The organism is Cupriavidus oxalaticus, assembly GCF_038900635.1.
GTDB classification, from domain to species: domain Bacteria; phylum Pseudomonadota; class Gammaproteobacteria; order Burkholderiales; family Burkholderiaceae; genus Cupriavidus; species Cupriavidus oxalaticus_B.
The window spans coordinates 67399-79788 of record NZ_JAYMRX010000005.1; the positions used below are offsets into that span (position 1 = coordinate 67399).

General features: G+C 70.3%; 7 protein-coding genes. 2 read left to right on the top strand and 5 right to left on the bottom strand.

The window, feature by feature from the left end:
• Positions 1-139: 139 nt before the first annotated feature.
• Entirely contained in the window at positions 140-6148 is a 6009-nt protein-coding gene (locus tag VSR71_RS10705) for an Hpt domain-containing protein (RefSeq protein WP_342913854.1), read from the top strand.
• A 256-nt stretch (positions 6149-6404) separates the two neighbouring features.
• Here the strand turns inward: VSR71_RS10705 and VSR71_RS10710 are convergent, their stop codons facing one another.
• From VSR71_RS10710 to VSR71_RS10730, 5 genes are all read right to left on the bottom strand, one after another.
• On the bottom strand, positions 6405-6893 hold the full coding sequence (locus VSR71_RS10710) for a hypothetical protein (RefSeq protein ID WP_428979388.1): 489 nt from the start codon (positions 6891-6893) through the stop codon (positions 6405-6407).
• 595 nt (positions 6894-7488) lie between these two features.
• Complete coding sequence (locus VSR71_RS10715) at positions 7489-8796, bottom strand: MFS transporter (RefSeq protein ID WP_342913855.1); 1308 nt, start codon at positions 8794-8796, stop codon at positions 7489-7491.
• A 72-nt stretch (positions 8797-8868) separates the two neighbouring features.
• Entirely contained in the window at positions 8869-9627 is a 759-nt protein-coding gene (locus VSR71_RS10720; protein ID WP_342913856.1) for an SDR family oxidoreductase, read from the bottom strand.
• 245 nt (positions 9628-9872) lie between these two features.
• Positions 9873-10115 carry a hypothetical protein gene (locus tag VSR71_RS10725; protein ID WP_342913857.1) on the bottom strand — a complete coding sequence of 81 codons (243 nt, stop codon included), beginning with the start codon at positions 10113-10115 and terminating at the stop codon, positions 9873-9875.
• Positions 10108-11544: an aldehyde dehydrogenase family protein gene (locus tag VSR71_RS10730; protein WP_342913858.1), complete on the bottom strand. Its 1437-nt coding sequence runs from the start codon at positions 11542-11544 to the stop codon at positions 10108-10110. Before VSR71_RS10730 ends, VSR71_RS10725 begins: the two co-directional genes overlap by 8 nt.
• A gap of 192 nt (positions 11545-11736) precedes the next feature.
• Here VSR71_RS10730 and ppa point away from each other — a divergent pair, with 192 nt between their 5' ends.
• Positions 11737-12264: an inorganic diphosphatase gene (ppa, locus tag VSR71_RS10735; RefSeq protein WP_029045751.1), complete on the top strand. Its 528-nt coding sequence runs from the start codon at positions 11737-11739 to the stop codon at positions 12262-12264.
• The last annotated feature ends 126 nt before the right edge of the window (positions 12265-12390 follow it).

The following is a 12390-nucleotide window of genomic DNA, read 5'->3' on the forward strand; positions in this document are numbered from 1 at the left end:
CCGCTTCCGCGCAGCGCGGCAACTGCCGCCACCGCCGCCACCGCCAACGCTGCGCCTGCCAACAAGCCAACCCAGCGCCTGCCTGCCGCCGCGGCGGGCCGCCCGCGGCCGCCCTGGCGGCGCCGCACTGGAAGCCGTCATGTCCATGAATTTCCCGATCCCGAGCGACGCGGCCGATGCCAACGCATCGCTGCCGGCGCCTGCCATGCCCGAACCGGAAGCGGCGCCGCTGCCCGCATCGGCCACCACTGCCGTGCCGGCCGACGCCGGCGGCGCGGCGCGCGACCTGTCGGGGCTGGCGTGGCTCGCGCCGAGCCTGCGCGGCGCGCTCGAAGACGCGGCCGCGGAGCTGGGCCACTACGTCGATGAAATCCGCCAGGCGCCCGAGGCGCTGGGCGCGCGCGATACCACCTCGCTGCGGCTTGCCGGCCAGCACCTGCACCAGGCCGCCGGCGCGGTGCACATTGTCGGCCTGCGCGGCACCGATCCGTACTGCCAGGCGCTGCGCCGGCTGCTCGAAGCCATCGATGCCGGCCAGCTCGCCGCCGATGCGCAGGCGCTGGCGGTGTTCCGCGCCGGCGTGCAGGCACTGGCCGAATATGTCGACGACCTGATGGCCGGCGACGACGAGGCCCCGCTGCGGCTGTTCCAGCCCTACGCCGGCGTGCTGGCGCAACTGCGCGAGGAGCGCGTGCATCCTGCCGACCTGTGGCTCGACGAGCTGCAGATGCTGCCCGGCATGCTGCTGCCGGCGCGCAGCCCCGCCGCCATCACGCGCGCGCGCCAGCAGTTCGAGGCCGCGCTGCTCAAGGCCATGCGCCTGCCCGCCGCGTGCCATGACGCTGCCCTGCTGCGCGAGGCCTGGCTGCCGCTGCATGCGGCGCTCGACGAAGTGCGCGCCAACGAGCAGGAGCCGCGCCGCGCCGCCGACCATCCGGACCGTGACGTCTGGCATGTGCTGGGGCTGGTGTTCCGCGCGCTCGCGCATGGACTGCTGCCGTCCGACCTGCTGGCCAAGCGCTTTGCCGGGCGTGCCAACCTGTTGCTGCGCCAGTACCAGCAAGGGCATGTGCGCGTGCCGCAGGCGCTGCTGAACGATGCGGTGTTCCTGCTGGTGTGCACGGGGCTGGCGAAAACGTTGGCCGGCGACGCGGCCCAGGCCGATGGCGCCGCTGCCGTGCGCAGCGACATCGCCCGTACGCTGGCGGCCTTCCGTCTCGACGCCGCGCACGCGGTGGCCGATGCCGACTTTCGGCTGCGCTACTACGGCTGGCTCGACCCCATCGATACGCGCAACCTGCAGCAGGCCGCGGCGGGGCTGGAGCAGGCCGCGGCCGGCGACCAGGCCGGCTGGGAAACCGCGCTGGCGGCGCTTGCCGAAGCCGCACAGCCGCTGGGCCAGCCGCCGCTGCAGCGCTGCCTGTCGCAGGCGGCGATGGCGGCCGCGGGGCCCGGTTGGGAGCTTAGCCGTGCCGGAGCGCTGGGCGCCAGCGGCATCGCGCTGTTCCTGGCGCGTGCGCTGGCCTTGCCGTGGCGCGTGCACGGACAATCCGCCCATCCCGCCGCGGCGCGCTTTGCCGCGCAGTGCGAGGCACTGGCCGACTGCCTGCACCAGTCGCTGTCGGATCCCGCCGTGGGCGCACCGGCGTGGCTGGCCAGCATGGTCGACGATGCGCGCGCGCAGGCGCTGCGCGGCGAGGCCGTGGCGCAGCTGCGCGCGCAACTCGACAGTGGCGAGTCGTGGCTGGACAGCTATGACCGCAACGCCGCGCGTGCCGATGGCGCCGGCCACCTGCGCGACGCACGCCAGGCGTTCGCGGCGCTGGGCAGCACGCTGGAGCGGCTGCAAGCGTCGCCGGCGCTGCCGGCCGTGCTGGCCGGCGACGCGGGCAGGGCCACCGCTGCGGTGCGGGACGTCAACGCGCGGCTGGCCGCGGTCGGCGATGCCTTGCATGCATCCGACCCCGCCACGCGCACCGAACTGCTCGCCGCCGTGGCGGCAGAGCTGGGCACCGTCCATGCCTTTGCCGATGCGCTCGAATTCGGCCGCGCCCGCCGTCACGACATCCCCGCCGAAGCGGCCGCCGCCGCCGACGGGCGCGCTTCCCAGGATCCGCTCGCTGCCGCCCGCGACGCCGCGGCCGAAGCGCTGCAGGCCGGCCCCATGCCCGACGCGCCGCAGGTGCAGCGCCTGCGTGCCGCGCTGCAGGCGCTGGCGGACCAGGCCGCGATCGACGACAACGCGCCGCTGCGGCGCCGCGCCGCCGATGCCACCACGCAATGCAATGCCTGGCTGGCCGGCAGCGACGATGCCGCCGGCCGCCTGATGCTGGCGCTGGCCGATGCCGCGGGCGAACCCGAACCTGCGCCGCTGCCTGCCGCCGCCACAGCGCCGGCCCTGCCCGCGGCCGGCGACAGCGCGGCGGTCGATGCCGAACTGCTCGACATCTTCCTGAACGAAGCTGACGAGGTGCTGGGCGGTATTGCCGGCGACCTCAACACAGGCGTCGATGCGTTGCGCGATGCCGATACGCTCAGCCGCGTGCGGCGCGCTTTCCATACGCTCAAGGGCTCGAGCCGCATGGTCGGGCTGCATCGCTACGGCGAAGCCGCCTGGGCGGTGGAGCAGGTGATGAACCTGTGGATCGCCGAGGCGCGCGCGCCGGTGCCGGCGCTGCTGTCGCTGCTGCGCCGCGCGCACGCCGAGCTCTCGGCGTGGGTGGCACAGCTGCACCGCGATGCAGCCGCGACGCACGACATCGCGACGCTGGTGGCGACCGCCGAGGCGGTGCGCGACGGCGGCCTGGTGAAGGCTGAAGAGCCGGTGCCAGCCGAGCGATCGATCCCCGACGCGGATCCGCAAGCGGCGTCCGCGCACGACAGCCAGCCGGGCGCGGCGGCACCGCAGGACACGCCCGCCGACGACGACAACGTCATCCCGTTCCGCCTCACCGGCGGCCTGTCCGGCGACGAGGACAACTACAAGGTCATCGGCCCGGTGCGCATTGGCCTGGCGCTCTACAACGTCTACCTGCAGGAGGCCGACGGCCTGCTGCGCCAGTTCGCCACCGATGTCTCCGAATGGCGCCACGAGGGCCGTCCGTGCCCGAGCGAGCTGGCGCTGCGCGTGGCGCACACGCTGCAGGGCAGCGCCTCGACCGTGGGGCTGGAGCCGGTGCGCGAGATCGCCGAAGCGCTGGAAGGACTGCTGCTGCAGCTGGGCGCGCACCCCGTGGCGATGCATCCGGGCGACTTCCGCCTGCTGGAGCAGGCGGCGGAGCGGCTGCGCGGCATGCTGCACCAGTTTGCGGCCGGCGTCTGGCCGCAGGCCGATAGCGGCCTGCGCCGCAGCCTGGTGGAATTCGGCGAACGCGCCTTGCTGCGCCCACGCGTGTCCGTGCCGGCATCGCCCGCGCCGGTGGACGGAATGGCGCAGCTTTATGGCCAGCCGCTGCACGAGGACAACGAAGCGCGCAACGAAGCGCCAAACGAAGCGCCATTGGTGCCCGCGCTTGCGTCCGCGCCAGCGCCGGCCCGGCCCGCGCCGCCTGCGCAGCACGATGCCGTCGTGATTACGCTGCCGACTTCGCACCGGCCGCCGGCCGCGGTGGAGGCCGCCGACGCTGCGGCCGACTCCGCGCCTGACCCCGCGCTGGTCCAGATTTTCCTCGAGGAAGCCCAGGGCACGCTGCCCGAACTCGGCAAGCTGGTGCGCACCTGGGAAGCGGCGCCCGCGGACACGCGCCACGGCGGACTGGTGCTGCGCGCGTTGCACACGCTCAAGGGCAGTGCGCGCATGGCGGGCGCGATGGCGCTGGGCCAGGCTGCCCACGAGATGGAGACACTGCTCGATGCCAGCCTGCGCGCGCAGGCCGGGCAGGGCGCGCCGGGTGCCGGCCCGCAGTTGTTCGGGCGCCTCTACGCCTGGTACGACCGCATCCTGGCGCACGCCGAAGCGCTGCAGGCCGGACGCCTGCTGCCCGCTGACGACCCCGATGCGGTCAACGGCCTGGGCGGGTCACCGCAGGAAGAAATTGAACCCGCTGCCGAAGCGCAGCCTGAAGTGGCCAGGGATGCTGCTGCCGAGGCCACCGCGGCGGTTTCCATGCTGCCCGTCATGCCCGGGCCCGCGGACGTGATGGTGCCGATGCCGCCCATTTCATCCGCACCGGCCACGGCACTCGCGCCGGCCGCCGAGCCGCAGCGTGCGCTAGTGCGTGTGCAGGCGCGCGCGCTCGACACGCTGATCAACGAGGCCGGCGAAGTCGGCGCGACGCGCGCGCGGCTCGACAGCGAGCTCGACGCGATGCGCACCTACCTGGGCGAACTCAACGACAACGTCGCGCGCCTGCGCGGCCAGTTGCGCGAGATCGAGATCCAGGCCGAATCGCAGATGGCGTCGCGCATCGCCGACGCGCAGCACAAGCAGGAGTTCGACCCGCTCGAGTTCGACCGCTTCACCCGCTTCCAGGAACTGACGCGGATGATGGCCGAATCGGTCAACGACGTGGCCACCGTCGAACAGAACCTGCAGCGCGGCTTCGACCGCGCCGCCGGCGACCTGGCTGCGCAGGCGCGCCTGACGCGCGGGCTGCAGCGCAGCCTGATGCAGGCGCGCATGGTGCAGTTCGACGCGCTGGCCGAGCGCCTGTACCGCGTGGCGCGCCAGGCCGCCGCCGAGACCGGCAAGGAGGTGCGGCTGCTGATCAAGGGCGGCACGGTGGAAATCGACCGCTCCGTGCTGGACCGCATGGCCGGCCCGATCGAACACCTGATCCGCAATGCGGTGGTGCATGGGATCGAGCCCGCGCTGCAGCGGCGCGCCGCCGGCAAGCCCGCCACCGGCGCGCTGACGCTGGAGGTGCAGCAGGAAGGCAATGAAGTGGTGCTGCACTTCGTCGACGACGGCAATGGGCTGGACCTGGCGCGCATCCGCGCGCGCGCGGTCGAGCGCCGCCTGCTTGTGCCGGACGACGACGCCGGCGAGGCGCGCCTGACCGAGATGATCTTTACCCCCGGCTTCTCCACGGCCGACACGGTCTCCGAGCTGGCCGGGCGCGGCGTCGGCATGGACGTGGTGCGGGCCGAGACCGTGGCGCTGGGCGGCCGCATCACGCTGGCATCGAAGGCCGGGCAGGGCACTACCTTTACCGTGCACCTGCCGCTGACCACCGCCATCACGCAAGTGCTGGTGTTTTCGCTGGGCGCGCGGCGCTATGCGGTGCCCAGCGGCATGATCGACCAGGTGCAGCAGCTGCGCGCGCCGGCGCTGGTGGAGGCCTACAACCAGGGACGCTTCGCGGTGGCCGGCGCCGAAGTGCCGTTCTTCTACTTCGGCGCGCTGCTGGAAGAGGGCAATGCCGTGGCGGCTGGCCGCAAGTATTCGCCGGTGGTGCTGGTGCGCAGCGGCGCCGAACGTGTCGCCGTGCACGTGGACGAGGTGGTCGGCAACCGCGAAGTGGTGGTCAAGCACATCGGGCCGCAGCTGGCGCGCCTGGAAGGCATTGCCGGCGCGACCACGCTCGGCGACGGCGAGATCGTGCTGATCTACAACCCGGTGGTGCTGGCCCAGCGGCTGCTGCGCGAGCGCGGCCAGCCCGCGCCGCAGCAGATGGTCCCGGCGCAGTTCGCGCCAGAGCTGGCGCAGCCGGCGTCCGAGCCGCTGGGCGCGGTGGCCGAGCTGGCCGGTGACGGCAGCGCCGCGCCGGTGCGCGGCCTGGCGCTGCAGCCCACGGTGATGGTGGTCGACGATTCGCTGACCGTGCGCAAGGCGACCCAGCGCCTGCTCACCCGTGCCGGCTACCAGGTGGTGCTGGCGCGCGACGGCGTGGATGCGCTCAAGCAGCTGCAGGACGTGATGCCGGATGCGATGCTGGTGGATATCGAGATGCCGAACATGGACGGCTTCGACCTGACCCGCAACGTGCGTTCCGACTCGCGCACGACGCACATGCCGCTGGTGATGATCACCTCGCGCACGGCTGACAAGCATCGCCGCTATGCGGAGGAGATCGGCGTCAACGTCTACCTCGGCAAGCCGTATAACGAGGACCACTTGCTGGCCACGCTGCAGCGCCTGCTGGGCGAACGCGCGGCGGGGACGGCGGCATCGGTGGCGCAGATGCTGGGCGAGGGGCCGGTGGGCTGAGCGTTTCAAACGCTATCGGTTTGCTCCCCTCTCCCGCTCGCGGGAGAGGGGCAGGGGGTGAGGGCGGGCGCGGCAGACCGACCCGCTTCACTTCGTCGATGCTCCGGCCCTCACCCCAACCCTCTCCCGCACGCGGGAGAGGGAGACCACCGTCAGTTGACGTGAGGCATCCGGCCAAAAGAAAAGCGCGCCATCGCGAGACGCGCGCTCTTCCTCTCCTCCGGCAACGCCGCGTTGCGGCGTTCCCATCCTCGACCTACCAGCGCATCTGGCTGTTGCGCCCGCCGGTGCTCACCGTAGCCGTCTTGGTCCGGCCCTGGTAAGTCGCCCGCACGCTGTACGTGCCGCTCGGCGCCTTCAGCAGGCAGCGCGGCCCGTCGGCGACAAAGCTCGCCACTTCCTTGTTGCCGCGCATCAGCTTGACGTCGACATCGGATAGATACTCGCCGCGATCGCCCTGGGTAAACAGCAGGCTCATGTTGAAGTTGCGTGCCAGCCGTTGCAGCGCAACTTGCTCGTCCTCGGCGACGCCGCCGCAGATATAGGTCACCGGCCCCGCGGTACGCTGCACCATGGCGTCACGTGGCGGCGGAGCCGGCGGCGTGGTCAGCGGTGGGCGGGGCTGGGCCGCGGTAGCTGGCGCTGCGGGCACGGCAGGTGCGGCACCGGCCGGTGGCGGCGCTGGCGATGCCGTTGGCGGTGGCGCGGCAGTACCCGGTGCCGGCTGGGCCACTGGCGGCGGCATGGTGGTGGGCGACTGCGTTGCGGGCGCGCTCACGCCCGGAGTTGGCGCGATGGCGCCGGCAGGGGGCGGGGCGGTCGCTGCGGGGGCAGTTGTTGCCGGAGCAGTCGTTGCCGGAGTGATTGCAGGCGCTGGCGCTGACGCCGGCGCAGGCATGGCGGGCGCGGGTGTCGGCGTGGCTTCGACCACCGGTGCCTGGGCATGGCTGGCAGCCGGCACAAGCGCCAGCAGAGCGACCACACCGGCGCTGAGCGCGATCACAAGGCGCTTGACGCGAGTGCGGCGTGCGAGCCGCGCTTCGACGCGCTTCAGTGACTGGGTCGGGGCAAACGGGGGCAGGTGCGGCATCGTGGCCTCCTTGGCGAACTTCAGGATTCACATGCCCGGAGGACCCCGTGTGGATCATTCCGGGTGTCTTCCTTTCCATGCTAGGGCGCTAGCCGTGGCCACACTGCCCGGCGTGGTCCTACATCCGCGTCAGCGGACCGCGCGTCATGGGCACCCGGGCGGCGTGCCAGGCACTTGCCGGAGTTCCAAAGTAAAACGGCGCTTCCCTTGCCGGAAAGCGCCGTTGCCTGGCCTCAAGCGAGACGTCTGCCTACCTGCGGCTCACCAGCCGGGCCGGGACCGACAGCGTCAGCGCCGCGCCCACCACCAGGCACGCGGCCAGCAGGTACATGCCGGAGTCCGTGCTTCTGGTCAGGTCCTTGAGCCAGCCCACCGCATACGGGCTGAGAAAGCCGGCGAGGTTGCCGAGCGAATTGATCAGCGCAATGCCCGCTGCCGCGCCGGTGCCGGCCAGGAACGACGTGGGCAGGCTCCAGAACAGCGGCAGCGTGGTCAGGATGCCGATCGTGGCCAGCGTCAGCGCGAACATGGCCAGCGTGGTATCGGTGGCCCAATGCACCGACAGCAGCAGGCCAAACGAGCCGAGCAGCGCCGGGACCGCGATATGCCAGCGCCTTTCGCCGCTGCGGTCGGCGCTGTGCGCCACCAGCACCATGCCGATCACCGCGCAGCCATACGGGATCGCGGTCAGCAGGCCGATGTCGAGCGCGCTCTTCACGCCGGTCTGCTTGATGATGGTCGGCAACCAGAAACTGACGCCGTACAGGCCCATGACGAAGCAGAAGTAGATCGCGCTCATCAGCCAGACGCGCGGGCTGAACATCACGGTACGGATCGGCGGGTCTTCCTTGTGCGCGTCTTCGGCGGCGATATTGCGCTCGAGCAGCGCCTTTTCCTCGGCCGTGAGCCACCTGGCGTGCGCGATGCGGTCGTCCAGGTAGGCCAGCACCCAAAGCCCCACCAGGATCGACGGCACGCCTTCCAGCAGGAACATCCACTGCCAGCCCGACCAGCCGTTGTGGCCGTCGAACGACTGCATGATCCACCCCGACAGCGGCCCGCCGATGACGCCAGACAGCGCGATCGCGGTCATGAAGAAGGTGGTGGTGCGCCCGCGCCGGTTGGCCGGATACCAGTAGGTCAGGTAGAGGATGATGCCGGGAAAGAAGCCGGCTTCGGCAATGCCCAGCAGGAAGCGCAGCACGTAGAACATGGTCGGCGTGGTGACGAACATCATCGCCGCCGAGATCGCGCCCCAGGTGATCATGATGCGCGCGATCCAGATGCGCGCGCCCACCTTGTGCAGGATCACGTTGCTGGGCACTTCGAACAGGAAGTAGCCGATGAAGAAGATGCCGGCGCCCAGCCCGTAGATGGTTTCGCTGAACTGCAGGTCGTTGAGCATCTGCAGCTTGGCGAAGCCGACGTTGACGCGGTCCAGGTAGGCGACCACGTAGCACAGCAGCAGGAAGGGCACCAGGCGCCAGCTCACCTTGCGGTAGGTGGCGTCTTCAAAGGCGGCGTCGCCGACGCCGGGGCTTACTGCGGTCGTTGTCATGCTGTCTCCTGAGGATGTTTGCGTTCTTCAGACGCGGTACAGCGGTGTTACGACAAGGGAATTTCCGTGGGCTCAGACACAGCGCCCGCCGTCGACTTCGATGCAGGTGCCGGTGATGAAGGCGGCTTCGTCGGAAGCCAGGTACAGGCAGGCGTTGGCCACGTCCTGCGGGGTCGACATGCGCCCCATCGGGATGGTGGCGAGGAATTTCGCGCGATTCTCGGGCGTGTCGGGCATGCCCATGAATTCTTCCAGCAGCGCGGTGGCGCCGATCACCGGGTTGACGCAGTTGACGCGGATATTGTCCTGGCCCAGTTCCGCCGCCATGGCCTTGCTGGCGGTGATGACCGCGCCCTTGCTGCCGTTGTACCAGACCAGCCCCGGGCGCGGGCGGATGCCGGCAGTGGAGGCGATATTGACGAACACGCCGCCGCCGCGCCGGCGGAAGTGCGGAATGAAGGCACGCGCCGACCAGTAGATGCTCTTGACGTTGACCGCGTAGACGCGGTCGAACTCGTCCTCGGTGATGTCGAGGATGGGTTTGTTGCGATGGGTGGTGCCGGCGTTGTTGACGACGATATGCACGTCGCCGAAGGCGGCCAGGGCGGCCTCGCGCATGGCCTCGGTATCGTCGCCGCGCGAGACGTCGGCGCGCACCGCGCGCGCCTGGCCACCCGCCTCGCGGATTGCCGCGGCCACGCGCTCGGCGGCGTCTTCGCGCAGGTCGGCCACCAGCACGCTGGCGCCCTCGCGTGCGAAGGTGTGGGCAATGCCTTCGCCGAAGCCGGAACCGCCACCGGTGACGATCGCTACCTTGTTGGCCAGTCTCATTGGTTGTCTCCTTGGGTTGTGGTTATTGCTATGGCATTTGACTATCTGCTGGTTTGCTCCCCTCTCCCGCTTGCGGGAGAGGGGCCGGGGGTGAGGGCAGGCGCTGGCATACCGAAGCGCTTCACTTCGTGGATGTTCCCGCCCTCACCCCCACCCCTCTCCCACTGCGCGGGAGAGGGGAGCGTCCGCAGCGGGCGGCAGTCAGATTCAGGCGGCATCAGCAGACAAGCGGCGCTGATTCGCCCTCAATGCGCAAACGGCCCCTGCCCGCGCAACGCATTCGCCACCATCATCACCGCCAGCAAGAACGGCAGCGCCACATACAGGCACCAGTGCACGCGGTCTCCCACCACATCGCCCCACTTGCGCTTGAACACCTGCAGCCGCGGCATGCCGGAGGGATTGGTGGCGCGCTTGTTCCGCACGTGCCACGCCATCCAGAAAAAGAAGATGGCAAACGCGACGGAAAGGAAATTGATGTTACCCATGTTGGATGGCGATGGTTTTCAGTGTGGTGAATCCGTACAGGGCCTCGAAGCCCTTTTCGCGGCCGTAGCCGGACTGGCCGGAGCCGCCGAAGGGCAGTTCCACGCCGCCGCCGGCACCGTAGTTGTTGATAAAGACCTGGCCCGCGCGCAGCTTGTGCGCCAGGCGCAGCTGGCGCCCGCCGTCGCGGGTCCAGACGCCGGCGACCAGACCGTAGGGCGTGCCGTTGGCCAGCGCGATGGCCTCCGCCTCGGTGTCGAAGGGCATGGCCGCCAGCAGCGGGCCGAACACTTCTTCCTGCGCCAGCCGGTGCGTGGGCGGGACATCGCGGAACAGCATCGGCACCTGGTAGTAGCCGGCCTCGGGCGCCTCGGCCACGATCTGGCCCTGCGCCATCACCGCCACGCCGGCGTGCTGCGCATCGGAGACGAAGTCCCAGACGCGCTGCTGCTGCTTGCGGCTGATCAGCGGGCCGCATTCCAGGTCAAGCTCGGACGGACCCACGCGCAGCGACTCGAACACCGAGGCAATCCGGTCGAGCAGCGCGTTGTAGACCGGGCGCTCCACCAGCAGGCGGCTGCCGGCCGAGCAGGTCTGGCCGGCGTTCTGCACGATGCCGTTGACCACCACCGGCACGAGCGCGTCGATGTCGGCATCGGCAAACACGATCTGCGGCGACTTGCCGCCCAGTTCCAGCGTGACCGGCACGTGGTTCTCGGCGGCCAGCTGCGACACCAGCTTGCCCGTCTGCGGCGAGCCGGTGAACGAGATGTGGTTGATGCCGGGATGGCGCGCCAGCGCGGCACCGGCCTCGTGGCCGTAGCCGGTGATGATATTGAGCGCTCCTTCGGGCAGGCCGGCCCCGGCGGCGATCTCGGCCACGCGCAGCAGCGACAGGCAGGCGTCCTCGGCCGGCTTGACCACGCAGGCATTGCCGGCGGCCAGCGCCGCGCCCACGCTGCGGCCGAAGATCTGCAGCGGGTAGTTCCACGGGATGATGTGGCCGGTCACGCCGTGCGGCTCGCGCACCGTCAGCACGGTGTAGCCAGGGTTGTAGGGGATGGTCTGGCCGTGCAGCTTGTCGACCGCGCCGGCGTAAAACTCGAAGTAGCGCGCCACCGCGCGGGCGTCGGCGCGGGCCTGGCGCAGCGGCTTGCCGGTATCGCGCGCTTCCAGCGCGGCCAGCTCTTCTTCGTGGGCGATCAGCGCCACGGCAACGCGGTTGAGCAGGCGCACGCGCTCGGCGGGGGACATCTGGCCCCAGGTGCCGTCGGCGGCCTGGCGGGCGGCATGGACCGCGACGTTGATGTCGGTGGCGTTGCCGCGGGCGATCTCGGCGAAGGGCTCGCCGTTGGACGGGTCGAACACCTTGATGCGCAGGCCGTTGTCCGGCGCGATCAGGCGGTTGGCGACAAAGTGCTGGGCATGCATGGGTGGCTCCGGGGCAGCACGAAGGCTGCGGCTATTCAGTGTCGGCTGAAGAATGCGCCATTATCGCGCACGCGGGCGTCGCTGCAACGCGTTGCAGCGGGTCTGGAGCGATGGCTTGTCAGCAACCGGTCAGGCGCGAGCCGCTATAATGCCCGCCATCCGACAACACAGCGCAGGCATCTGGAGAACCGCATGAGCTTCAACCTCGTCACCCCGGGCAAGGACATCCCCAACGATTTCAACGTCATCATCGAGATCTCGGCCCAGAGCGATCCGGTGAAGTACGAAGCCGACAAGGAAACCGGCCTGCTGTTCGTGGACCGCTTTATCGGCACCGGCATGCGCTATCCGGCCAACTACGGCTACATCCCGCAGACCCTGTCGGGCGACGGCGACCCGGTTGACGTGCTGGTGCTGTCCCCGTTCCCGATCCTGGCCGGTGCCGTGGTGCGCTGCCGTGCACTCGGCATGCTGAAGATGACCGACGAGTCGGGCGTGGATGCCAAGCTGGTCGCCGTGCCGGTGGACAAGCTGTCGCCCGCTACCGCCTACATGAAGGGCCTGTCGGACGTGCCGCAGAACCTGCTGGACCAGATCAAGCACTTCTTTGAGCACTACAAGGCACTGGAAGCCGGCAAGTGGGTCAAGGTAGAAGGCTGGGCCGGCATCGAGGAAGCCCACAAGGAAATCACCGACGGCGTGGCCAACTACAAGAAGTAAGCTGAACCGTCGCTGAAGAAACCCCGCCGCGGCGGGGTTTTTTGTTGCCCGCCGCTTGATGGCGGTCGGGACCTGTCCGTGCCGCTTGCGCTACGCTGGGCCCGTGTCGAACAAGAAGGAGAACCC

Excerpts from the sequence above, each read along its gene's own strand:
- VSR71_RS10730 (WP_342913858.1), bottom strand. The coding sequence starts at position 11,544 with ATGCATGCCCAGCACTTTGTCGCCAACCGCCTGATCGCGCCGGACAAC.
- VSR71_RS10725 (WP_342913857.1), bottom strand. The coding sequence starts at position 10,115 with ATGGGTAACATCAATTTCCTTTCCGTCGCGTTTGCCATCTTCTTTTTC.
- ppa (WP_029045751.1), top strand. The coding sequence starts at position 11,737 with ATGAGCTTCAACCTCGTCACCCCGGGCAAGGACATCCCCAACGATTTC.
- VSR71_RS10720 (WP_342913856.1), bottom strand. The coding sequence starts at position 9,627 with ATGAGACTGGCCAACAAGGTAGCGATCGTCACCGGTGGCGGTTCCGGC.
- VSR71_RS10715 (WP_342913855.1), bottom strand. The coding sequence starts at position 8,796 with ATGACAACGACCGCAGTAAGCCCCGGCGTCGGCGACGCCGCCTTTGAA.
- VSR71_RS10705 (WP_342913854.1), top strand. The coding sequence starts at position 140 with ATGTCCATGAATTTCCCGATCCCGAGCGACGCGGCCGATGCCAACGCA.
- VSR71_RS10710 (WP_428979388.1), bottom strand. The coding sequence starts at position 6,893 with ATGCCGCCGCCAGTGGCCCAGCCGGCACCGGGTACTGCCGCGCCACCG.